21 protein-coding genes are annotated in these 22,096 nt (G+C 54.7%); 8 read left to right on the top strand and 13 right to left on the bottom strand.

Going from position 1 to position 22,096, the window contains the following annotated elements; genetic code table 11:
- Positions 1-4 precede the first annotated feature (4 nt).
- The 5 genes from cobB (at position 5) to DK872_RS01520 (ending at position 5,417) form a co-directional block, all read left to right on the top strand.
- A complete protein-coding gene (cobB, locus tag DK872_RS01540) occupies positions 5-826 on the top strand; it encodes a Sir2 family NAD+-dependent deacetylase (protein WP_007374528.1) in 822 nt (273 codons plus the stop codon).
- A gap of 173 nt (positions 827-999) precedes the next feature.
- Positions 1,000-1,758, top strand: coding sequence for a MipA/OmpV family protein (locus DK872_RS01535; RefSeq protein ID WP_035886168.1), 759 nt, complete (start codon positions 1,000-1,002; stop codon positions 1,756-1,758).
- Complete coding sequence (locus tag DK872_RS01530) at positions 1,758-2,441, top strand: response regulator transcription factor (protein ID WP_007374530.1); 684 nt, start codon at positions 1,758-1,760, stop codon at positions 2,439-2,441. Before DK872_RS01535 ends, DK872_RS01530 begins: the two co-directional genes overlap by 1 nt.
- Positions 2,413-3,774, top strand: coding sequence for an ATP-binding protein (locus DK872_RS01525; RefSeq protein WP_161517970.1), 1,362 nt, complete (start codon positions 2,413-2,415; stop codon positions 3,772-3,774). Before DK872_RS01530 ends, DK872_RS01525 begins: the two co-directional genes overlap by 29 nt.
- Positions 3,775-4,025: 251 nt before the next feature.
- Positions 4,026-5,417, top strand: a complete 1,392-nt coding sequence (locus DK872_RS01520; protein ID WP_035886165.1) for an NAD-dependent succinate-semialdehyde dehydrogenase — start codon at positions 4,026-4,028, stop codon at positions 5,415-5,417.
- A gap of 80 nt (positions 5,418-5,497) precedes the next feature.
- Here the strand turns inward: DK872_RS01520 and potD are convergent, their stop codons facing one another.
- From potD to potA, 4 genes are all read right to left on the bottom strand, one after another.
- Entirely contained in the window at positions 5,498-6,544 is a 1,047-nt protein-coding gene (potD, locus tag DK872_RS01515; protein WP_161517969.1) for a spermidine/putrescine ABC transporter substrate-binding protein PotD, read from the bottom strand.
- A 114-nt stretch (positions 6,545-6,658) separates the two neighbouring features.
- On the bottom strand, positions 6,659-7,456 hold the full coding sequence (gene potC / locus DK872_RS01510) for a spermidine/putrescine ABC transporter permease PotC (RefSeq protein ID WP_007374534.1): 798 nt from the start codon (positions 7,454-7,456) through the stop codon (positions 6,659-6,661).
- Positions 7,453-8,310: a spermidine/putrescine ABC transporter permease PotB gene (gene potB / locus DK872_RS01505; RefSeq protein WP_161517968.1), complete on the bottom strand. Its 858-nt coding sequence runs from the start codon at positions 8,308-8,310 to the stop codon at positions 7,453-7,455. The genes potC and potB overlap by 4 nt, the downstream gene beginning before the upstream one ends.
- Complete coding sequence (potA, locus tag DK872_RS01500) at positions 8,294-9,445, bottom strand: spermidine/putrescine ABC transporter ATP-binding protein PotA (protein WP_167289988.1); 1,152 nt, start codon at positions 9,443-9,445, stop codon at positions 8,294-8,296. The genes potB and potA overlap by 17 nt, the downstream gene beginning before the upstream one ends.
- Positions 9,446-9,701: 256 nt before the next feature.
- On the opposite strand from potA, the gene pepT reads away from it, so the two are divergent.
- A complete protein-coding gene (gene pepT, locus DK872_RS01495) occupies positions 9,702-10,928 on the top strand; it encodes a peptidase T (RefSeq protein WP_007374537.1) in 1,227 nt (408 codons plus the stop codon).
- A gap of 103 nt (positions 10,929-11,031) precedes the next feature.
- Here pepT and DK872_RS01490 read toward each other — a convergent pair whose 3' ends face one another.
- The 8 genes from DK872_RS01490 to rluE form a co-directional block, all read right to left on the bottom strand.
- Positions 11,032-12,153, bottom strand: coding sequence for a cupin domain-containing protein (locus DK872_RS01490; RefSeq protein ID WP_007374538.1), 1,122 nt, complete (start codon positions 12,151-12,153; stop codon positions 11,032-11,034).
- A 142-nt stretch (positions 12,154-12,295) separates the two neighbouring features.
- Positions 12,296-13,759 carry a two-component system sensor histidine kinase PhoQ gene (gene phoQ, locus DK872_RS01485; protein ID WP_161517967.1) on the bottom strand — a complete coding sequence of 488 codons (1,464 nt, stop codon included), beginning with the start codon at positions 13,757-13,759 and terminating at the stop codon, positions 12,296-12,298.
- The gene (gene phoP / locus DK872_RS01480) at positions 13,756-14,430 is read right to left on the bottom strand and encodes a two-component system response regulator PhoP (protein ID WP_007374541.1); all 675 of its coding nucleotides are present in this window, start codon (positions 14,428-14,430) and stop codon (positions 13,756-13,758) included. The genes phoQ and phoP overlap by 4 nt, the downstream gene beginning before the upstream one ends.
- 136 nt (positions 14,431-14,566) lie before the next feature.
- Complete coding sequence (gene purB, locus DK872_RS01475; RefSeq protein WP_064567160.1) at positions 14,567-15,937, bottom strand: adenylosuccinate lyase; 1,371 nt, start codon at positions 15,935-15,937, stop codon at positions 14,567-14,569.
- 19 nt (positions 15,938-15,956) lie between these two features.
- The gene (hflD, locus tag DK872_RS01470) at positions 15,957-16,586 is read right to left on the bottom strand and encodes a high frequency lysogenization protein HflD (RefSeq protein WP_007374543.1); all 630 of its coding nucleotides are present in this window, start codon (positions 16,584-16,586) and stop codon (positions 15,957-15,959) included.
- Positions 16,587-16,659: 73 nt separating this feature from the next.
- The gene (mnmA, locus tag DK872_RS01465) at positions 16,660-17,766 is read right to left on the bottom strand and encodes a tRNA 2-thiouridine(34) synthase MnmA (RefSeq protein WP_161517966.1); all 1,107 of its coding nucleotides are present in this window, start codon (positions 17,764-17,766) and stop codon (positions 16,660-16,662) included.
- Positions 17,767-17,884: 118 nt separating this feature from the next.
- On the bottom strand, positions 17,885-18,337 hold the full coding sequence (locus DK872_RS01460; protein WP_007374545.1) for an NUDIX hydrolase: 453 nt from the start codon (positions 18,335-18,337) through the stop codon (positions 17,885-17,887).
- On the bottom strand, positions 18,330-18,998 hold the full coding sequence (gene rluE, locus DK872_RS01455; RefSeq protein WP_161518147.1) for a 23S rRNA pseudouridine(2457) synthase RluE: 669 nt from the start codon (positions 18,996-18,998) through the stop codon (positions 18,330-18,332). Before rluE ends, DK872_RS01460 begins: the two co-directional genes overlap by 8 nt.
- Before the next feature lie 186 nt (positions 18,999-19,184).
- Between rluE and icd the strand changes: the two genes are divergently transcribed.
- Together icd and DK872_RS01445 are read left to right on the top strand one after the other, a co-directional pair.
- Positions 19,185-20,435: an NADP-dependent isocitrate dehydrogenase gene (gene icd, locus DK872_RS01450; protein ID WP_007374547.1), complete on the top strand. Its 1,251-nt coding sequence runs from the start codon at positions 19,185-19,187 to the stop codon at positions 20,433-20,435.
- A 284-nt stretch (positions 20,436-20,719) separates the two neighbouring features.
- The gene (locus tag DK872_RS01445) at positions 20,720-21,193 is read left to right on the top strand and encodes an anti-virulence regulator CigR family protein (RefSeq protein ID WP_161518146.1); all 474 of its coding nucleotides are present in this window, start codon (positions 20,720-20,722) and stop codon (positions 21,191-21,193) included.
- A gap of 515 nt (positions 21,194-21,708) precedes the next feature.
- Here the strand turns inward: DK872_RS01445 and DK872_RS01440 are convergent.
- Positions 21,709-22,092, bottom strand: a complete 384-nt coding sequence (locus DK872_RS01440; RefSeq protein WP_007374549.1) for a RidA family protein — start codon at positions 22,090-22,092, stop codon at positions 21,709-21,711.
- Positions 22,093-22,096: the final 4 nt, after the last annotated feature.

Below are 22,096 nucleotides of genomic sequence, written 5' to 3'. Positions count from 1 at the left end.
TGCCATGCAATCGCGTCGTTTACATCGTCTCAGCCGTTTTCGCCGTAACAAACGCCGCCAGCGCGAGCGGTTACGCCAGCGAATTTTCTTCAGAGACAGAGTGGTACCGGAACTGATGGAAAAACCAAGAGTCGTCGTCCTGACCGGAGCGGGCATTTCTGCCGAATCCGGCATTCGTACTTTTCGCGCCGCCGACGGGCTGTGGGAAGAGCATCATGTGGAAGATGTGGCAACGCCGGAAGGTTTTGCCCGCAACCCGCAGCTGGTGCAGACTTTTTATAACGATCGTCGTCGGCAGTTGCAATTGCCGGAGATTGTGCCGAACGCCGCGCACCTGGCGCTGGCGAAGCTGGAGCAGGCGCTGGGCGATCGTTTCCTGCTGATCACGCAAAATATCGATAATCTGCACGAGCGCGCCGGCAACAAAAATATTATTCATATGCACGGCGAGCTACTGAAAGTGCGTTGCTCGCAGAGCGGGCAGGTGCTGGAGTGGACCGGCGATGTCACGCGTGAAGATAAATGCCACTGCTGCCAGTTCCCCGCGCCGCTGCGCCCGCATGTGGTGTGGTTTGGCGAGATGCCGCTGGGCATGGATGAAATTTACAGCGCGCTGGCGATGGCCGATGTCTTTATCGCCATTGGCACATCCGGGCATGTTTACCCGGCTGCCGGGTTTGTCCACGAAGCGAAACTTCAGGGCGCGCACACCGTCGAGCTGAACCTTGAACCGAGCCAGGTTGGCAGCGAGTTCGAAGAGAAGCACTACGGGCTGGCAAGCGAAGTGGTGCCTGAATTCGTGGAAAAATTGCTGAAAGGGCTGTAACGACACTCTCTCGCACAAGCGGGAGTAGGCCGTTTGCCTGTCGCCCGGCGGCGCTTTGCGTGCCGGGCCTTTCGTTTCTCCCCGACAAATAAGTTACAAGTCGCTTTCCGGTAAGTTCCCCGTAAGTTTTCACCGCGGATGATAGCGCTTCCATTGCTAACAGGAGCGCCATTATGGTTGTTGTGCCGCACCGCATTATTGCTGCCAGTTTGCTGTCTCTCTCATTTTCCGCCCTTGCCGATGACGCCACCACCTGGGGGCTGGGTGTCGGCGTTGCCAGCACGCAAAAACCCTATACCGGGATCGACCGCGAATACATGCCGCTGCCGGTACTGCATATCGAAAACCGTTATTTCCGCTTTTTAGGCACCACTGCCGAAGTGAAATTACCCGCCTGGCAGTGGAGTGAAACCCAACGGCTAAATGCCGGTCTAATAGCCCGCTATGATGGCGCAGGCTACGCCTCCGACGATGCCGATATTCTGCATGGGATGGATAAGCGCAAAGGCGGCGTGTGGGCTGGTGTCAACGTGGAGTGGCAGAACCCGCTGGTGAATATTTTCACCGACTGGTCGCACGATATCTCCGGTAACAGCAACGGGCAACGCCTGCGTCTTGGCGCGGAGCGTAGCTGGCAGTGGGGCGATGTGACCCTGACGCCGCGTGTTGTGGCGAACCGTTACGACAGCAATTATGTGAATTATTACTATGGCGTGCGCAGCGATGAAGCCCGTGCCTGGCGACCGGCCTGGCAGGGGGACGCCGCGCTGAACACGGAAATTGGCCTCAATGGCCGCTGGCAGTTCAGCACTCACCAGTTGTTGATGGTGGATGTGCAGGCGACGCTGCTGGCATCAGAAATTAAGGATAGCCCGCTGGTGGACAGGACCAACGAAAACCGATTTTTTGTGAGTTATCTCTACGACTTCTGATGAGCCGAATACTGTTAATAGAAGATCATGACCATCTGGCGCGCCTGATCGGTAAAGGGCTGGGCGCCGCCGGGATCGCCACGGATATCGTCGGTCGCGGCGATGCCGCCTGGCATGCCATACAGCAAGTGGCTTACCAGGGGCTGGTGCTCGATCGGGGATTGCCGGATGGCGACGGTTTGCAGTTATTGCAGCGCCTGCGCCAGGCGCAGGTTGTCACGCCGTGCCTGATCCTGACCGCCCGCGATGCGTTGCACGATCGTGTCGAAGGGCTGGAGGCCGGAGCCGATGATTATCTGGCCAAACCCTTTGCCATGGAGGAACTGGTGGCTCGTGTGCGGGCATTATTACGTCGTCCCGCCGAAAGCCAGACCCTGAAGCCAATGTGGGGCGATATCACTTTATTGCCGGAATCGGCGGTCATGTGCTGCGGGCAGCAGAATGTCCCGCTGGCTCCCGCTGAGCTACAGATCATGCTGACGTTGATCCGTAAGCAGGGCAGCATTGTGCGCCGCAACAGTATGGAGGCGGCCGGGTGGGGGCTGAGCGATGCCGTTACGCCGAACGCCCTCGATGTTGTTTTGTATCGGCTGCGCCGCAAACTGCTGGCGATTGGCTCCCGTTTGCAGATTGTGAATATCAGGGGGCTGGGCTATGCCATCCGGGAAAACACGCCGCTTTAACAGCCTGTCGTTCAAGATCTTACTGGCCTTTATCACCGGCGTGCTGCTCAGCATTGCGCTGCTGATCCTGCTCGGTATGGTGGTGAAAGAGCGTTTGCCGGGAATGGATCTGACTGATTACACCAGGGCGTTAGCCCGCCAGTTGCAATTTGATGCTCACGGTCAGCCGATCGGTTTTCGTGATGGGGCTGATTATCCGCTGTGGATCTACAGCAGCCTCGAAGAGGAACTGGCTTACCGGGTGATGGATGCCGACGGGAAGGTGGTATTGATGTCGCCCGGCGCGCAGCGCTGGCCGCCGCTACCACAACTTACTGCGCCGGTTACGGGCGACTTCAAGTTTCAATTGCAGGGCGCGGAATATGGCGGTACTAGCGATCCCTATTTCATGGAGGGAAAGCGCTGGTATATCCAGGTGAGCGCCAGTTCGCGGATTATCGATTTCTTGCACCGTGGGTTTGCCCTGCCGTTTATTCGTTTTGGTATTGAGCTGTTCAGTCTGGTGCTGTTGGTGGTGTTCGGTTTGTGCGCCTGGGTGACGCTGGCCTGGTCGCTGCGACCGTTGCGACAGGCATCCGCCGGAGCCGCCACGATCTCGCCGCGCTCGCTGGATGCCCGTTTGCCAACGGCGGGTGTTCCCACGGAGATTTCGCCGCTGATCGACAGTTTTAACCAGGCATTAGCCCGGCTGGAGACGGGGTTTCGCAATCAGCAGGATTTTCTGGCGAAGGCCGCCCATGAGCTGAAGACGCCGCTGACGCTGATTCGCGCTGAAGTGGAATTGATGAGCGACTGTGCCGAGGCCCGCGAACTGCTGCTGGCTCGCGTGGAACATCTTTCCCGCCAGGTACAGCAACTGCTGATCCTCGCGGAGGCCAGCGAGCCGCTGAGCTACCACTTCGCGCCGGTTGATGTGGCGGATGTCGCCCGCGATAGCGCGCGATTTCTGCAGCGCATTGCCGAAGAGGCGCGCGTCAATCTGACGCTGAGCTTCAGGCATGTTGCCGTGGTGTGGAATGCCGATCGCGGCGCGTTGTTCACCCTGCTGAAAAACCTGATGGAAAACGCAATCCAGCATGCGCCAGCCGGGAGCGACGTGCATATAGAAATTCATGCGCAGGCCATCACGCTTCGCGATTATGGTCCGGGCGTTACCGGGGACGAACTGCCTTTATTGTTCACGCGCTTCTGGCGCGGTGCGCACCGGCGCGATAGCGGTGCCGGGCTGGGGCTGGCGATCTGCCAGGAAATTGCCGTGGCTCATGGCTGGTCGCTGACGGCAGAAAACGTGCAACCCGGTCTGCGGCTGAGGTTGTGTGTGACGGGGGAGTGAGTAGCACTTTCTGCACCCCGCATCCGGCGTGCATGATGTTCAGATATTCTGAGGATTGCCAACAAATCTCCTGGCTTTCTCTGCAGGCGTGACAAACTTAGTATTTCTCTGTTGATACCCGTGATACACCGATCATGGCGAACAACCGGATCGGCCCGGATTTCGATCTGCACGGTACCACCAGATGAGAAAGGGCCGAGCTAAAACCGGGAAGCCGTACGCGGATTCCCGGCCCATAAAGGAGAATTAGCATGGCATATGTCACAACAAACCCGTACACCGGCGAAGTCGTTAAGACGTTCCCGGATGCCACCGATGCTGAAGTTAATGGCGCGATAGAACGATCGCACCGTGCTTTTAGCGAGTGGAAAAATGTTTCATTTGCACAGCGCGGCGCGATTTTACAGAACGCAGCCAACCTGTTACGCCAGCAAAAAGATGAATTTGCGCAGTTGCTTACGCTTGAAATGGGCAAGCTGATTTCAGAAGCGCGAGCGGAAGTGGAACTGTCGGCACAAATTTTTGAATACTACGTGCATAATGCCGAAAAACTTCTGGCGCCGGAGATCCTGCCGGTGGCAAACCCGGAAGAAGCCACGGCGAAAATTGTGCATGAACCGCTGGGAGTGCTGCTGGCGATCGAGCCGTGGAATTTCCCGTACTATCAAATCGCCCGCATCATTGCTCCGCAACTCTCCGCCGGTAACACCATCCTGTTAAAACATGCGTCGAATGTTCCGCAAAGTGCCGCGCGGTTTGAGCGCCTGATGAAAGAGGCCGGTCTACCTGACGGCGGATTTATCAATCTCTACGCAGCCCGTCACCATATCGAACTGATCCTTAATGACCCGCGGGTACAGGGTGTGGCGTTAACCGGTTCTGAGGGCGCGGGTGCCACCGTTGCTCAGCAAGCGGCGAAGGCGCTGAAAAAATCCACGCTGGAACTTGGCGGGGCCGATGCGTTTATCGTGCTTGCCGATGCCGATATCGAAAAAGCGGCGAAGTGGGGCGTATTTGGTCGCCACTGGAATGGCGGGCAAGTTTGCGTCTCATCGAAACGCATGATCGTTGTTGATGAGGTGTATGACCAGTTTGTTGACCATTACATCAAAGGTGTTGCCGCGTTGCGGGCGGGCGATCCGCTGGATGAAAACACAACTCTGGCACCGCTCTCATCGCAACAGGCCGCTGACGAAGTGAAAGAGAAAATCAGCCTGGCCATTGCGCATGGCGCACAGGCGCTGGAAGTTGGACCGAAAGTCCCGGAACGCGGGGCATTTGTACAACCGACGATCCTGACCAATGTGACGCCAGACAATCCGGCCTACCATATGGAGTTCTTCGGCCCCGTGTCGATGATCTTCAGAGCCAAAAACGAAGACGACGCGGTGCGGATTGCCAATGACTCGCCGTTTGGCCTTGGCGGTTCTGTCTTTACCCGCGATACCGCGCACGGTGAAGCGCTGGCCAGCCGCATCTCTACTGGCATGGTGTATATCAACCACCCCACGCGTGTTAAAGCCGATCTCCCGTTTGGCGGGGTCCGCCGTTCCGGTTATGGCCGCGAATTAACCGGGCTGGGGATTAAAGAGTTCGTCAACCATAAGCTGATTTCGGTTGTCGATATTGATGCCGATTTTTAACTGCGCGAGGAGCCAGCCCCCGTCGGTTCGGCTCCCCGGCTAACGCGACGCGGCCCACATTCCGGGCCGCGGTTTGCGGCTTAACGCCCGGCTTTTAACTTCTGGTAATACTCTTCATAAATGGCGCTGGCGCTGCCAACATCATTTTGCCATTCGCCTTTGCTGAGGGTTTCCGCATCCGGGTAAAGCGATTTGTCGTTCGCCACTTCCGGTTTTAGCAGCTTACGCGCGGCAAGGTTCGGCGTCGGGTAACCGATGGTTTCCGCCACCTGTCTGGCAATGTCCGGGCGCAGCAGGAAGTTGATCAACTTCAGCGCGCCGTCGACGTTTTTCGCATTGGCCGGAATCGACAGGCTGTCCATCCAGAAGATACCTCCTTCCTGCGGCCATACCACTTCCAGCGGTGTACCGGCCTGACGAGCTACATACGCCGAGCCGTTCCATACCATGCCGAGGTTTACTTCCCCTTCCATATACGGGTTCGCCGGATTGTCGGAGTTGAAGGCCGCCACATTCGGCATCAGCTTTTGCAGCTCTTTATACGCCGCTTCAATCTCTTTCGGATCGGTGGTGTTGCCGGAGTAACCGAGCTTGCGTAGCGCCATCTGGAACACTTCGCGTGCATCGTCGGTCAGCAGCAGGCTGCCTTTGTATTCGGGTTTCCACAGATCGGCCCAGCGGGTGACGCTCTTTGGATCGATAGCTTCGCTGTTAACACCGATAGCGGTTGCGCCCCAGATATAAGGGATCGAGTAATCATTGTTCGGATCGAACGGTTTGTTGAGCATTTGCGGATCGAGGTTGTGGAAGTTGGTCAGCTTCGTTTTATCGATCTTCTGAATCATGCCCTCTTTGCGCATTTTGTCGACGAAGTAGGTGGATGGCACCACCAGATCGTAAGCACCGTCTTTATAGGTTTTGAGCTTGGCGTACATGGTTTCATTCGATTCGTAAGTCGAATAGATAACCTTGATGCCTGTCTCTTTGGTGAACTGTTCCAGCAGGCCAGGCGGCACATACTCGGTCCAGTTGTAGAAGTAGAGCGTTTTGTTGTCGTCCGCGTGCGCAGCGCTCATGCCGAAGGCGAGAGCGCCCGCTGCGAGCAGGTGGCGTGACCATTTTTTCATATTACGTCCCCTGAGATTGAGCCTCTGTTTCAGGCTATTTTATTTGCCATTCCGGTATTGAACGCGGCGGAAATTCTCGCGAACGCCTTGTTGCATCCGGCATGGCGGTGTTCGTTACGCCTGGCGCGGCTGGCTTCTGGCTTTGGTGGTATCGCGGGCAATCAATTGGCTGGCAATAACCAGCACCAGCGACAGAACCAGCAGAATCGTTGCCAGCGCGTTCACTTCCGGCGACACGCCGACTTTGACCATCGAATAGATCTTCAGCGGCAGAATTTCATACCCCGGCCCGGTCACGAAGGAGGAGACCACTACATCATCCATCGACAGCGTGAAACTCAATAACCAGCCAGCGGCCACGGCGGGCATCGCCAGCGGCAAAATGATTTTGCGCAGAATGGTGATTTCGCTGGCCCCGAGATCTTTGGCCGCTTCCAGCATCCGCACATCAAACCCCTTCAGGCGTGAAAACACCGTAACCACGACAAACGGCAGGCAGAAGGTGATATGCGAAAACAGCAGCGACCAGAAACCGAGCTGAATGCCCAGCAGCATAAACAGCACCAGCAGGGAGATAGCCATTACGATATCCGGCGACATCATCACCACGAACAGCATGCCGCTGACGAACGGCTTGCCGCGAAAACGGTAGCGATAAAGCGCGACGGCGGTCAGCGAACCGATAAGCGTGGCGAATGTCGCCGACAGCACCGCCATGGTTAGCGAGTGCTGCGCCGCCTGCAACAGACTGTCATTGTTCATCAGCAGGCTGTACCACTGCGTGGTGAAGCCCTGCCAGTTAATGCCGAAGCGCGAACTGTTAAAGGAGTTGACGATCAAGATAATGATCGGGATATAGAGATAAGCATAAATGGCGGTCATAAAACCGCCGCGCAGCAGTCGACCGATCATTCGAGTTCCACCTTTTTATTCAGCAAGCGCGCGGCGCGCCAGTAAACCAGCAGCATCAACCCCATTACGATTGTCAGAGTGATGCTGGTTGCTGAACCAAATGGCCAGTCGCGGATATTAAGGAACTGGCTCTTAATGACGTTGCCGACCAGCAGATTTTTCGCGCCGCCCATCAGATCCGAAACGTAAAACAGCCCCATTGCCGGCAGCATTACCAGCAAACACCCGGCGATAATCCCCGGCATGGTCAGTGGAATGATAATGCGCGTAAAGGTTTGCAGCTTACTGGCACCCAGATCTCTCGCCGCTTCCAGCAAGGGCTTATCGAGCTTTTCGATGCTGGAGTAGAGCGGCATCACCATAAACGGCAGCAGAATATAGACCAGACCAATAATTACCGCGCCAGGGGTGAACATAATGCGTATCGGCGTATCGATAACGCCGAGCCACAGCAGGAACGCATTCAGATAGCCTTTGGTGCTGAGGAAAATCTTCAGCCCGTAGATGCGAATCAGCGAGTTGGTCCAGAAGGGAACAATCAGCAAGAACAGCAGCAGCGGACGCACTTTGGCAGGCAGCTTCTCCAGAAACCAGGCAAACGGATAGCCGATCGCCAGGCAGGCGAGCGTGGCGATCAGCGCCATATTCAACGAGTGCAGCAGCACGTCGAAATAGAGCGGATCGAACAGGCGCGTGTAGTTGTCCAGCGTAAAGACCAGCGCAACGAAATGGGCGTCATCGCGGGTTAAAAAGCTGGTGGCGATGATCATCAGATTGGGCAGAAAGACAAACAGTACAAGCCAACCGACAATGGTGATGATCGCCGCGTTCTGGAATTTACTTGTACTCTTCATCAGCCAGTACGACCTCCCAGCTTTCCACCCAGTTAATGGCCATTTTTTGGTCCAGCGAGTGGTCAAAATCGGGATCGTCTTCGTTGAAGAATTCACTGACCATCACCATCTTGCCGTTCTCCAGCTCAACCATCGATTCCAGTGTCATGCCTTTGTAATTGCGTTCGCGCACGTAGCCGATCAGACCTGCCACTTCGGCAACATCATGAACCTCTTCCACGCGCAGATCTTCCGGACGCAGCAGCACATTGAGCCGCTGACCTTTTTCGACGGCGAAATTGACGTGAATATGACATTCGCGGCCTTCTACGCTTGCGCGCACGCGCGTTTCATCCAGGCGTTCGAGCACCGTGGCGTTAAAGATATTGATCTCGCCAATAAAGCTGGCAACAAACAGATTTTTCGGCTCTTCGTAGATTTCGCGCGGCGTGCCGTCCTGCTCAATACGGCCATCGCGCATCACCACGATACGATCGGACATCGTCAGCGCTTCTTCCTGATCGTGGGTGACGAAAACAAAAGTAATGCCGAGTTTACGCTGCAGCGCTTTTAGTTCGTTCTGCATCTGCTTGCGCAGCTTGTAGTCGAGCGCTGAGAGGGATTCATCCAGCAGCAACAGGCGCGGTTTGTTGACCACTGCACGGGCGATTGCAACGCGCTGCTGCTGGCCGCCGGAGAGCTGATGCGGTTTACGCTGGGCGAACTCATCAAGCTGCACCATGCGCAGCGCTTCGGTGACGCGCGGGGTGATTTCGCTGGCCGGGGTTTTTTGCATCCGCAGACCAAATGCCACGTTTTCAAAAACGGTCATGTGCGGGAAGAGGGCGTAGCTTTGAAAAACGGTATTCACATGGCGGTGTTCCGCCGGAACGTTCGTTATCTCCTGGTCATCGAGGCGGATATAACCGGCATCGACGTTTTCCAGCCCGGCAATCAGGCGCAGAACGGTGGTTTTGCCGCAGCCGGAGGGGCCAAGCAGGGTGAGAAATTCGCCGTTATTGATGGTGAGATTAAAATCGGTAATGACATTTTTGCCATCAAAGCTTTTGCCAATACCGGCCAGTTGCACCAGCGGCGAACGCGAACGCGATTGTGTGTTCAATTTTTTACTCTGTCCCGTGTTTGCGCATCGAATGGCGTATTGGATGCGGGGTTTGTGATTAACCACCTTGAGGGTTGTGCACGATTTAAGGGCTGGCATTCTACGGCAAAGCCATGAAATCGCCAATCATTGTGAGTTTTTTGCTCATCAAACAGGTGCTTTCTCAACGACATTTCCTGTGCGAGAGCAATTTTGAAAATATACTCGTTTACGGGGTAAAGGTGACTTGACGCAATATTTATCTTTTCATGCTTACTGATAATGTTGTGACATTTTGTTGGGGGGCTTCATGGACAAATTATTAGAGCGTTTTTTACAGTACGTTTCGCTGGATACTCAATCTAAGCCCGGCGTCCGCCAGGTGCCAAGTACGGACGGTCAGTGGAAGCTCCTGCGTTTACTTCAGGCCCAACTGGAAGAACTGGGGCTGGAAAATGTGACGTTAAGTGACAAAGGCACGGTGATGGCGAAGCTGCCTGCGAACGTGCAAACGCCGGTTCCGGCGATCGGTTTTATCTCCCATGTCGATACTTCCCCGGATTGCAGCGGGAAAAACGTCAACCCGCAAATCCTTGAAAACTATCGCGGCGGCGATATCGCACTCGGCATTGGCGATGAAATTCTCTCGCCAGTGATGTTTCCGGTGCTGCATCAGTTGCTGGGGCAGACACTGATCACCACCGACGGCAAAACGCTGCTCGGCGCGGATGATAAGGCAGGTGTCGCGGAAATCATGACCGCGCTGGCGGTGCTGAAAAAGGAAAATATTCCTCACGGCGACATCTGTGTGGCATTTACCCCGGATGAGGAAGTCGGCAAAGGGGCGAAACATTTTGACGTTGAGGCTTTTGGCGCGAAATGGGCGTATACCGTTGATGGCGGCGGCGTAGGCGAGCTGGAGTATGAGAACTTCAACGCCGCGTCGGTGGACATCAAAATTGTCGGCAATAACGTGCATCCTGGCACAGCGAAAGGGGTGATGGTCAATGCCCTGACGCTCGCCAGCAAGATCCATGCGCTGGTGCCGGAAGAGGAGAGCCCGGAACAGACCGAAGGCTATGAGGGGTTCTATCATCTGACCAGCATCAAAGGCACGGTTGAACGCGCCGAGATGCACTACATCATTCGTGATTTTGATCGGAAAGCCTTCGAAGCGCGTAAACGTAAAATGATGGAAATCGCCAAAAAAGTGGGTAAAGGGCTGCATCCGGATTGCTATATCGAACTGGCGATTGAAGACAGCTACTACAACATGCGCGATAAAGTGGTGGAATTCCCGCATATCCTGGAAGTCGCCCAGCAGGCGATGCGCGACTGCGACATCGAACCGGACATGAAACCGATTCGCGGCGGCACCGACGGCGCGCAGCTCTCCTTTATGGGGTTGCCGTGTCCGAACCTCTTTACCGGCGGCTATAACTACCACGGCAAGCATGAATTTGTGACGCTGGAAGGGATGGAAAAAGCGGTGCGGGTCATTGTCCGTATCGCCGAATTGACCGCAAAAGGGCACTAATACAGGAAATGCCCGGTGGCGCTATGCTTACCGGGCCTGTGACAGGGCGGGACGTTGACGGATTTTCCAGGCCGGATAAGACGCAATCGCCATCCGGCGCTTATTAATCCTCGAAGAACCAGTAGCCGCTGTTGACCAGCGCGGCGAGCATGGCGAGGAAGGACGGGTCTTCCAGCGCATCGCCAAAGTTCTCACCGGTTAACACAACGTCGCTTGCCAGCGCATTCAGCGCCGGGCGGTGTGGCGTATCCACTTTCTCACCATTAACGAAGACGTCTTCGCCAATACGCAGCACGCGCAGGCCGCCCAGACGCACCAGCTTGTCGCCCTGTTGCAGCGCATCATAGATTTCATCCGGCTGATACGGCGGTTCCGGCGGCGCGACATCCAGCTCATGGCGCGACTGAGAGATAAACTCACCCAGCCAGTCGTTGAACTGTTCGGGCTGGTTGATCAGGTTCAGCATCATCTCACGCAGTTTATCCACCTCTTCCGGCAGAATATCCGCCGGATGCGCACGCTGCGGCACGTCCGGATCGCTGTAACGCTGGCTGCCTAATTCACGTTGTAAAACGTAATCGGCAAAACCGCTGATCAATTCGCGGCCGCTTGGCGCGCGAAAACCAACCGAATAGTTCAGCGAGTTTTCCAGCGAATAACCTTCATGCGGGAATCCCGGCGGAATGTAGAGAATATCGCCCGGCTCCAGCTCTTCATCGATAATCGCCTCGAATGGATCGACCTGGAGCAAATCCGGGTGCGGGCAGTGCTGCTTGAGCGGCGTTTTTTCACCCACGCGCCAGCGACGACGGCCGGTGCCCTGAATAATAAACACATCGTACTGGTCGAGGTGCGGGCCTACGCCACCGCCCGGCACGGAGAAAGAGATCATCAGATCGTCGGTACGCCAGTCGGGCAGGGCGCGGAACGGACGCATTAATGCGGCGGCAGGCTGATGCCAGTGGTTAACAGCCTGCACCAGCAGCGACCAGTTGTTTTCGCCCAGGTGATCATAGCTCTGGAACGGCCCGTGTCCGACCTGCCATTTGCCATCAAGATGGCTGACCAGTCGGCTGTCCACTTCATTTTCCATTGCCAGCCCGGCCAGTTCGTCAGGGCTGATGGGATCGACGAAATTTTTAATTCCACGTTTCAGCACTACCGGGCGTTTTTGCCAGTAGCGTTGAATAAAGTCTGGCCAGTTTATCTCTACATGATATTCCATATACGTTTCCGGCAAATAATCAGTGGCTGAATAAAGGATTATAGTAATGCTGATGCGCTATTTTGTCTGCGTAACAGGGTGAGATAACAAGAAAAAGGGGGCGAATTCGCCCCCTTTTTGCACAATCGGTAAGTGATGGCGATCAATCACTGGTTGCACTGGTGTGCTGTCGGCCAAAAATCACTTCCATTCTGGCCCCGCCAAGCAGGCTCTCGCCAGTCAGAATTTGCCCTTCATACTGGTCAACGATCTCCCGCGCCACGGAAAGCCCGACGCCCTGTCCGGGACGCAGTGTATCGGCGCGCTGCCCGCGATCAAAAACCATTTCGCGTTTAGCAATCGGGATCCCCGGGCCATCGTCTTCAACCACAATATGCAGCGTATCTTCGGTTTGCCGGGCGGAAACTTCGACAAATTCAAGGCAGTATTTGCAGGCGTTATCCAGCAGATTGCCCATCACTTCCATAAAATCATTCTGCTCGCCGACGAAGCTGATTTCCGGCGAGATGTCGAGCGTGATATTCACACCTTTGCGTTGGTAAACCTTGTTCAGCGCCGATGTGAGGTTATCGAGCAACGGTGCAATGGGATGCAGTTCGCGGCTCAGCAGGCCGATGCTGCCGCGCATTGTCGCCCGGTGCAGGTAGTAACCAATTTGCTGAGAAATACGGCTGATCTGCTCCAGCATTAAGGGTTCTGCTTCGCCAAGGCTCATCTTCTCACCGCGCAGCGATCGTAATGTGCTTTGCAATACCGCCAGCGGTGTTTTCAGGCTGTGGGTGAGGTCGGTCAGCGTAGTGCGATATTTGTCGTAGCGTTCGCGCTCACTTTTCAATAGTCGGTTCAGGTTGCTCACCAGACTGGTCAGCTCGCGGGTGGTTTCCGGGTTGAGTTGCTCACGGTGATGCTCTTCCAGCTCGCGCACTTCCCGCGCCAGATCTTCAATCGGCCGCAGGCTCCACCATGCCGCCATCCATAGCAATGGCACCACCAGCAGCAGATTGGCGGCCAGTACATAGATAAACCAGTTCCAGACCATATTGGAGCGTTTAAGCTCGATAGGAATGGTATCGACAACCACGATGGTCAGTTGCGGCATGCGCGCCGTGGCGGGGTAAATATTCACCGCCACGGAGTGCGTCATTTCTGAGTTGCTGTCGTCGTTGCGGATCTCTTTCAGCTCTTCCGCGATGGAATGGTCGTCATCCACCAGCGTGCTGCTGGCATCGACATCGGCTTCGATTTCGTGGAAACCGTTAGCTGTTAGCCAGTCCGGCTCGATCATTTTCTGCAACCACGGCACATCTTTCTGTGACCAGATCAGTTTGTTGTTCTTATCATAGATAAGCGCCACCGTCGGGCTTTGCAGGTTGAGATTTTCCGGCAACTCAACGCTGAGCTGGTTATTTTCCCACTTCGCCAGAGTGTAAAAGAGGTTACTTTCGCCGCGTAGCAGACGGAAGGTGGTTTTATCAAAACTAACGCTGTAACCCACCAGCGCCACCACGCCATACGCCAGCGAGAGCACCATCACCACGGCTGCCGTGGCGAGTAAAAAGCGAACCCGCAAAGACAGCGGCATGATGTGTCGCAGCAGGCGTCTCATTTCGGCAATTCAAATAAATAACCCTGACCGCGCACCGTGGTGATGACGTCATTGGGATACTGCGCCTGGATTTTTTTACGTAACCGACCCATCAACACATCGATGGTGTGGCTTTCGCGCAGTTCTGCATCGGGATAAAGCTGCAACATCAACGAATCTTTGCTGACCACTTTGCCGCTGTTGCGGATCAGCGTTTCCATAATGGTGTATTCAAAAGCGGTAAGTTTCACCACTTCATCATTCACGGATAATTCCCGGCGTGAAAGATCGACCTGGAAAGGCGGCATCGAGATCAGTTGCGAAGCCAGGCCGCTGTTACGGCGCATCAGCGCCTGAATGCGCGCCACCACCTCTTCAATATGGAAGGGTTTGGTGACGTAGTCGTCGGCACCCGCACTCAGCACTTCGACTTTATCCTGCCAGCCTTCGCGGGCGGTCAGAACCAACACCGGCAGCGAAACCTCATGGCTGCGCCAGCGGCGGATCAGCGACAGGCCATCCTCATCCGGCAGACCGAGATCGACAATAGCGATGTCCGGCAGATGTTCGTTCAGAAAGTAATCCGCTTCCCTGGCATCTTCCGCCGCGTCAACCTGATGTCCCAGTTCCTGTAACTGAACTTTTAAGTGGTGGCGCAGCAGAGCATTATCTTCCACAACGAGAACACGCATCGTCAGAACTCTCCATATATTTTTGATACAAATAGTTTAACGCTGATTGTCAGGCGGTGGGGATAAACATTTACTAAACCAGGAGGGAAGAAACCCTCTTTTCAGGGAAAAGAGGGTTGGCAGGCAGAACAACGGGTTACTTTAATTCATCAACCATGGTGATGGCACGACCGATATAGTTGGCCGGTGTCATCGCTTTCAGACGCGCTTTTTCGTCGTCCGGCAGCGCCAGGCTGTCGATAAACTGCTTCATCCCTTCGGCGTCGACACGTTTGCCGCGGGTCAGTTCTTTTAGCTTCTCGTACGGTTTTTCGATGCCGTAACGGCGCATCACGGTCTGGATCGGCTCGGCCAGCACTTCCCAGTTGTGGTCGAGCTCGTCGAGCAGACGATCGCGGTTCACTTCCAGTTTGCTTACGCCTTTCAGCGTTGACTGGTAAGCGATCAGCGCGTAGCCAACGCCAACGCCAAGATTACGCAATACCGTCGAGTCAGTCAGATCGCGCTGCCAGCGGGAAACCGGCAGTTTGCTCGCCAGGTGCTGCAACACGGCGTTTGACAGACCGAGGTTGCCTTCGGAGTTCTCAAAGTCGATCGGGTTAACTTTGTGCGGCATGGTGGAAGAACCAATTTCACCGGCAATGGTTTTCTGCTTGAAGTGGTTCAGCGCAACGTAGCCCCAGATATCACGATCGAAGTCGATCAGGATGGTGTTGAAGCGCGCCATGCAGTCAAACAGCTCAGCGATATAATCGTGCGGCTCAATCTGCGTGGTGTACGGGTTCCACTGGATCCCGAGCGAGGTGACGAACTCTTCGCTGAACTGATGCCAGTCCACTTCAGGATAGGCGGCGATGTGGGCGTTGTAGTTACCAACCGCGCCGTTGATTTTGCCGAGAATTTCCACCTGGTTCAGCTGGCGGAATTGACGCTCCATACGGTAAGCGACGTTGGCCATCTCTTTACCCATAGTGGACGGCGTTGCCGGCTGGCCGTGGGTGCGCGAGAGCAGTGGAATATCACGGTACTGTACCGCCAGATCTTTTACCGCATCGATGATCTTGCGCCAGTAAGGCAGGATCACTTCGTCACGGGCGGTTTTCAGCATCAGCGCGTGGGAGAGGTTGTTAATATCTTCCGAGGTGCAGGCAAAGTGAATAAATTCAGATACCGCGTGCAGTTCGGCGATATCGGCCACTTTCTCTTTCAGAAAATATTCGACCGCTTTGACATCGTGGTTAGTGGTGCGCTCGATAGTTTTAATGCGGGCGGCATCTTCTTCACTGAAGTCTTCGACGATTTTATCGAGGTAACCGTTTGCGTGGGCAGCAAAAGCAGGAACTTCCTTGATCGCCGCGTGCGCCGCCAGTTTTTGCAGCCAGCGTACTTCAACCTGAACACGAAATTTCAGCAAACCGAATTCGCTGAAGATCCCGCGCAGTGCGCTGACTTTATCGCCGTAGCGTCCATCGACAGGGGAAACGGCGGTCAGTGAGGATAATTCCATAAGTCACAACTCCGGGAGGTTAACAATGAGCGAGAATTTGTTTGGCCTGTGTCGACAGGCGATTTCGGGAAAACATTAATTGCAGGCGGCCCCCGCCGACCTGATGCCACAGCACGGCGGCGCGGATCCCGGCGAGCAGCGTGGCGCGTACTTTTGCCTGCACCTGCGGGCTTTGCAGCACGGCGGGCGAACCGGTGACCTGAATGCGCGGCCCCAGCGGACTGATAACGTCAACATAAATACCGGCCATCGCGCTGAGCAGCGTCTCCGATTGCAGATCGAAGTGCTCAAGCTGGCGCTGTAATCCGGCAATGCGGTTACCGAGCGTCTCCATTGCCCCTTTGCTGCCGGCAAGTTTACGCTCCAGCACCATCATAGAAAGAGTGTAGCGGGTTAATTCACCATTCAGACCCTGGCGACTGCTGGCGTTCAGCACGCCAAGCAGCGTTTCCAGCCCGGTGCGCAGATTGGTTTCACTGCCGCCGAAGACGCTGAGCGTGGAGTCCGGGTTAAGATCGATAACGCTATTGAGCGAAACGTGCAACGCGTCGGAGTCACAATGCCCCTGGTGCGCCAGCTGCTGCACCAGCCGTGCGGACTGGCAAATGCCTGCCAGCGCGAGGGTAATATCGTAATAGTTCTTCGCCACACTCACTCCTTCCACTGCCCGCAGTGTTAACTGCTGCGCGGGCTTTCGCCAGTCCAGTATTTACGCTAATTCGTTAAAGGGGCAGCGCCAGGCGCTGCTCAATAATGCCGCCGCCGAGGCAGACTTCGCCGAGATAAAAGACAGCGGATTGCCCCGGCGTGACGGCCGCAACCGGTGCATCAAAACGGACCTCGATGCGCTCGTCGTCCAGCACGGTGACGGTGCAGGGAATATCTTCCTGACGGTAGCGGGTTTTCACCGTGCAGCGCAGCGTCCCTTGCAGCGGCTCGCGATTGACCCAGTGCAACTGCTGGGCAATCAGCCCAACGGACATCAGACGCGGATGTTCGTGACCCTGCGCGACGATGAGAATATTGTTTTCCACGTCTTTATCAACCACGTACCACGGCTCTTCGCTACCCTCTTTGGTGCCGCCGATCCCCAGACCTTTGCGCTGGCCGAGGGTGTGGTACATCAGCCCCTGATGCTCGCCAATCTCTTCACCGTCGACGGTGAGGATTTTGCCCGGTTGGGCTGGCAGATAACGACCGAGGAATTCGCGGAATTTACGCTCGCCGATAAAGCAGATGCCGGTCGAGTCTTTTTTCTTCGCGGTGGCCAGGCCGAGCTCTTCGGCGATTTTACGCACCTGCGGTTTTTCCAGCTCGCCGACCGGGAACAGACTCTGGGCTATTTGCTCATGGCCCAGCGTATACAGGAAGTAGCTCTGATCCTTATTACCATCAAGGCCGCGCAGCAGGCGGCTTTTGCCGTCAACGTCGGCGCGGCGCACATAGTGGCCGGTGGCAATGTAGTCTGCGCCCAGATCTTCGGCGGCAAACTCAAGGAAGGCTTTAAATTTGATCTCTTTGTTGCAGAGAATATCCGGGTTCGGCGTACGCCCGGCTTTATATTCAGCCAGGAAATGTTCGAACACGTTGTCCCAGTACTCTGCGGCAAAGTTGACGGTGTGAAGCTCAATGCCGAGCTTGTCGCAAACGGCCTGCGCGTCGGCCAGATCCGCCGCCGCGGTGCAGTATTCCTCGCCGTCATCCTCTTCCCAGTTCTTCATGAACAGGCCTTCCACCTTATAACCTTGCTGCTGCAACAGGTAAGCGGAAACGGAAGAGTCGACACCGCCGGACATGCCGACGATCACTTTTTTTGGGCTATCAGACATAGAATACTCACGACTAAGAACTTCAGGGCGGCGTATTCTATCACGGGCTGACAGCGCAGGCATCCCTTTGTGCCCATTCATGTTGTGAATGTGTTGCAATAAGGCACACAACGGCCATTTACGCGGTGAACGGCCAGTTAAATTCCCCGACTAGCGCCAGCGGATAGCGCTCCCCGCGCTGCCAGCTACGAATGCTCTCCGCGACCAGCGGCGAGCGCAAATTTGCCGCCTGCAAAATCTCTTCGGCAGTTACCCACAGACAACGATCGATATCGCTGTCGTGCGGCTCGGTGGCACACATTTCGTCAAGCTCGATGGCAAACAGAAAACGCAGAAACGGGGTTTTGTCCGGGGCGATCCAGTGGTGCATGCGGATAAACTGCTGCGGCTCGGCGCGGATCCCGGTCTCTTCCCACAACTCACGTTTTGCCGCCTGCACGAGAGTTTCGTCGGCTTCAAGATGGCCGGCAGGCTGGTTCCATAGTGCTTTGCCGTTGATGGTCTCTTCTACAACGAGGAATTTGCCGGCGGCGTGAACCACGCAGGCGACGGTAACATGCGGTTTAAACATGGTTGGCTCCCTGGTAAGCGTCACGCCACTCGCCGTTGGCGAGGTTATCCAGCGTGTAATTTCCCATAGCGTAGCGGATGAGACGCAGAGTGGGAAACCCAACATGGGCAGTCATACGGCGTACCTGGCGGTTGCGCCCTTCGTACAGCGTGATTTTCAGCCATGCGGTAGGGATCGATTTGCGCTCGCGGATCGGCGGATTGCGCGGCCACAGCCAGTCTGGCTCATTGACCCGCGCAATACCTGCGGGCAGGGTTGGGCCGTCATTGAGGGTGACGCCGCTACGCAGCGCGGTGATGGCTTCGTCAGTCGGTTCGCCTTCCACCTGCACGTAATAAATTTTGCCGGTACGTTTGCCGGGCTGGGTAAGGCTCGCCTGTAGCGCGCCATCATTGGTCAGCACCAGCAGCCCTTCGCTGTCGCGGTCAAGACGACCGGCGGCATATACGCCCTGCACCGGAATAAAATCTTTCAGCGTGCTGCGTCCGGCTTCGTCGGTAAACTGTGGCAAAACATCGTAGGGTTTATTGAACAAAATGACGCGTTTTGGTTGGCTTTGTCCGGAAGGTTTAGACGCTTGTCGCGAGCTGAATCGCTCAACCCGGTGATTTCTAAAAGAAGTTTTCTTCATGGTATTTTCAGTAGTTATCAATTGCCGCATTATAGCGGAATAACGATTGCCTTTCATGGAGCCTGAGTATCGGTTAGTATTGACGGGCTCATTACAATTCATTAACAAAAAACGGTTTGCTCTGTGTGATTCAGATAACAGGTGAACGGACAAAGTCTGAGCGCCCCGGCATGAAGTCAGCGAGCAAACAACCAGAAGCGCTCGAAGGAGAGGTGAATGGAAAGCAAAGTAGTTGTTCCGGCGGAAGGTAAAAAGATCACCCTGCAAAATGGCAAACTCAACGTTCCGAATAACCCGATTATCCCGTTCATTGAAGGTGACGGTATCGGTGTTGACGTGACCCCGCCAATGCTGAAAGTGGTGGATGCCGCCGTGGAGAAAGCCTACAAAGGTGAGCGTAAAATTTCCTGGATGGAAATTTATACCGGTGAGAAATCGACCCACGTTTATGGCCAGGATGTCTGGCTGCCGCCTGAAACACTTGATCTGATTCGTGAATACCGCGTTGCGATTAAAGGCCCTCTGACCACGCCAGTTGGCGGCGGCATCCGTTCCCTGAACGTTGCGCTGCGCCAGGAGCTGGATCTTTACATCTGTCTGCGCCCGGTTCGTTACTACCAGGGCACCCCAAGCCCGGTTAAACATCCGGAACTGACTGACATGGTCATCTTCCGTGAAAACTCTGAAGACATTTACGCCGGTATCGAATGGAAAGCGGACTCTGCTGACGCAGAAAAAGTGATCAAATTCCTGCGCGAAGAGATGGGCGTGAAGAAAATTCGCTTCCCGGAACATTGCGGTATTGGCATCAAGCCGTGCTCCGAAGAAGGCACCAAACGTCTGGTGCGCGCTGCGATTGAATACGCGATCGCCAACGACCGCGATTCCGTGACGCTGGTTCACAAAGGCAACATCATGAAGTTCACCGAAGGCGCGTTCAAAGACTGGGGTTACCAGCTGGCTCGCGAAGAGTTCGGCGGTGAACTGATCGACGGCGGCCCGTGGCAGAAAATCAAGAACCCGAAAACCGGCAAAGAGATCATCGTTAAAGATGTGATCGCTGATGCGTTCCTGCAACAGATCCTGCTGCGTCCGGCTGAATATGACGTTATCGCCTGTATGAACCTGAACGGTGACTACATCTCTGACGCCCTGGCTGCTCAGGTTGGTGGTATTGGTATTGCGCCTGGCGCGAACATCGGTGACGAATGCGCACTGTTCGAAGCGACCCACGGCACGGCACCGAAATATGCCGGTCAGGACAAAGTGAACCCAGGTTCGGTGATCCTTTCCGCTGAGATGATGCTGCGCCATATGGGCTGGGTTGAAGCGGCAGACCTGATCGTCAAAGGCATGAGCGGCGCGATTAACGCCAAAACTGTGACCTACGATTTTGAACGTCTGATGGAAGGCGCTAAGCTGCTGAAATGCTCAGAGTTTGGCGACGCGATTATCGCGAACATGTAATCCGCTTCGCGGGTTACACAAGAACGGGAGCCTGAGGGTTCCCGTTTTTTATTGCGTGTGAATAATTAGCAGACTGATGAAAATTAACTTCGCGGATATTTACTATATTAGTCTGCAATAATGCTTTGGTTTTTACTCATTGCTGGTTATCAATCTTAAGGTTTTATTAATATTCCCTGCGTAGTTGGGGTAATGCGGCTTAAAAATAAGAATTAATGAGATTTCCGAATCTGGGTAAACTTAATATGCTTATAAAGTGTACTCACTGTGAAGGTATAAAAATCATGTTTAAGCGTTGCACTTTTAATACTGCTCTTGCGGCGGTGATTTCACTCTCTTTACTCGCTGCTCCTGCTTTTGCTAATCCGGGCAACGGAAATGGTAACGGCAATAGTGGCGGTAATCATGGCAATAGCGGCAATAAAGGCAACAGCAATGCCGCAGCCGATCAGGGTAATCGTAAAAACTATGGAAAACCGGACCACGTGGAGTCGGACATTAGTGTCTCCCGCGCCCGTTCTCTGGCGATAAACTATGGCTTAACAGGTTACCAGGCACTGCCTCCTGGCATTGCTAAAAACCTTGCGCGCGGTAAACCTTTACCTCCGGGCATTGCTAAAAAAGCCGTACCTGCATCAATGCTGGGCCAGTTGCCTTATTATCCCGGTTATGAATGGCGTATTGTCGGCGACGATCTGGTGCTGATCGCACTGAGTACAGCCATTGTTACCGCCATCATCAATGGTGTATTTGATTAACCACCATCTCTTTTTCATCAACGCTTCGCATCTGCGGGGCGTTATATTGTTATCCGTGAATTCCCTCCAGAGAAGGCGATTATCTGAATGAGAGTTTTGAAAAATATACGGATTTATACCGATGATCTGAGTTGCCATTAAATAAAACCAATAAAAGAAAAATCTCAGTAGAGGTTATTTTTTTTGGACCCGTGACGATGATGCTATTCGGTGGGAATCCTCTGGTTTAGCAATGAATATTTGTAGCGGCGAATAGCTTTGCCAGGGCAGCGTTTTGTTGAGTTGCTGGAGTAATAAACGTTTGGAATTGTTTATTCACTGGTTGTCATTTTATCCAGGTCACAATAATGAAGGTTTGCCGGTGAGTATGTTGCTGCGGATAGTGAGAAGAGTGGGGTAGCTGTTTTCATCGTATCTGAAGAGATAAGGGCAGCATGGTGATTCGGGCAGACTACGTCAGTGAAAACAGACCTGTCCACACAAGACGAGCTGCCCTGAATCATGCACTGATATGATTAGCGGCGTACTGCCATGGCCTCAATTTCCACACCGGCATCTTTTGGCAGGCGTGCCACTTCCACGCAGGAACGTGCCGGGAAAGCGGCGTGGTGTTCGCGGAAAAAGGCTTCATACACCGCATTTACCTGCGAAAAATGATTAAGGTCTTTGACAAAAATGGTGGTTTTAACAATATCCGCCACCTGCAGACCACTGGCCTCGATAATGGCCTGCACATTTTCCAGTGACTGTCGGGTTTGCTGCGCAATATCCGTCGCCATCTCGCCCGTCGCAGGGTTTAACGGGATCTGACCGGAAGTGAACACCAGGGAGCCTAAATCTACCCCCTGAACATAAGGCCCAATAGCGGCAGGCGCCTGGGAAGTTGAAATTGCTGACATAGAC

It is taken from the genome of Kosakonia sp. MH5, assembly GCF_009935945.1.
GTDB classification, from domain to species: domain Bacteria; phylum Pseudomonadota; class Gammaproteobacteria; order Enterobacterales; family Enterobacteriaceae; genus Kosakonia; species Kosakonia radicincitans.
Note: the sequence above shows the minus strand (reverse complement) of the source record. Positions and strands in the feature narration are given on the sequence as shown.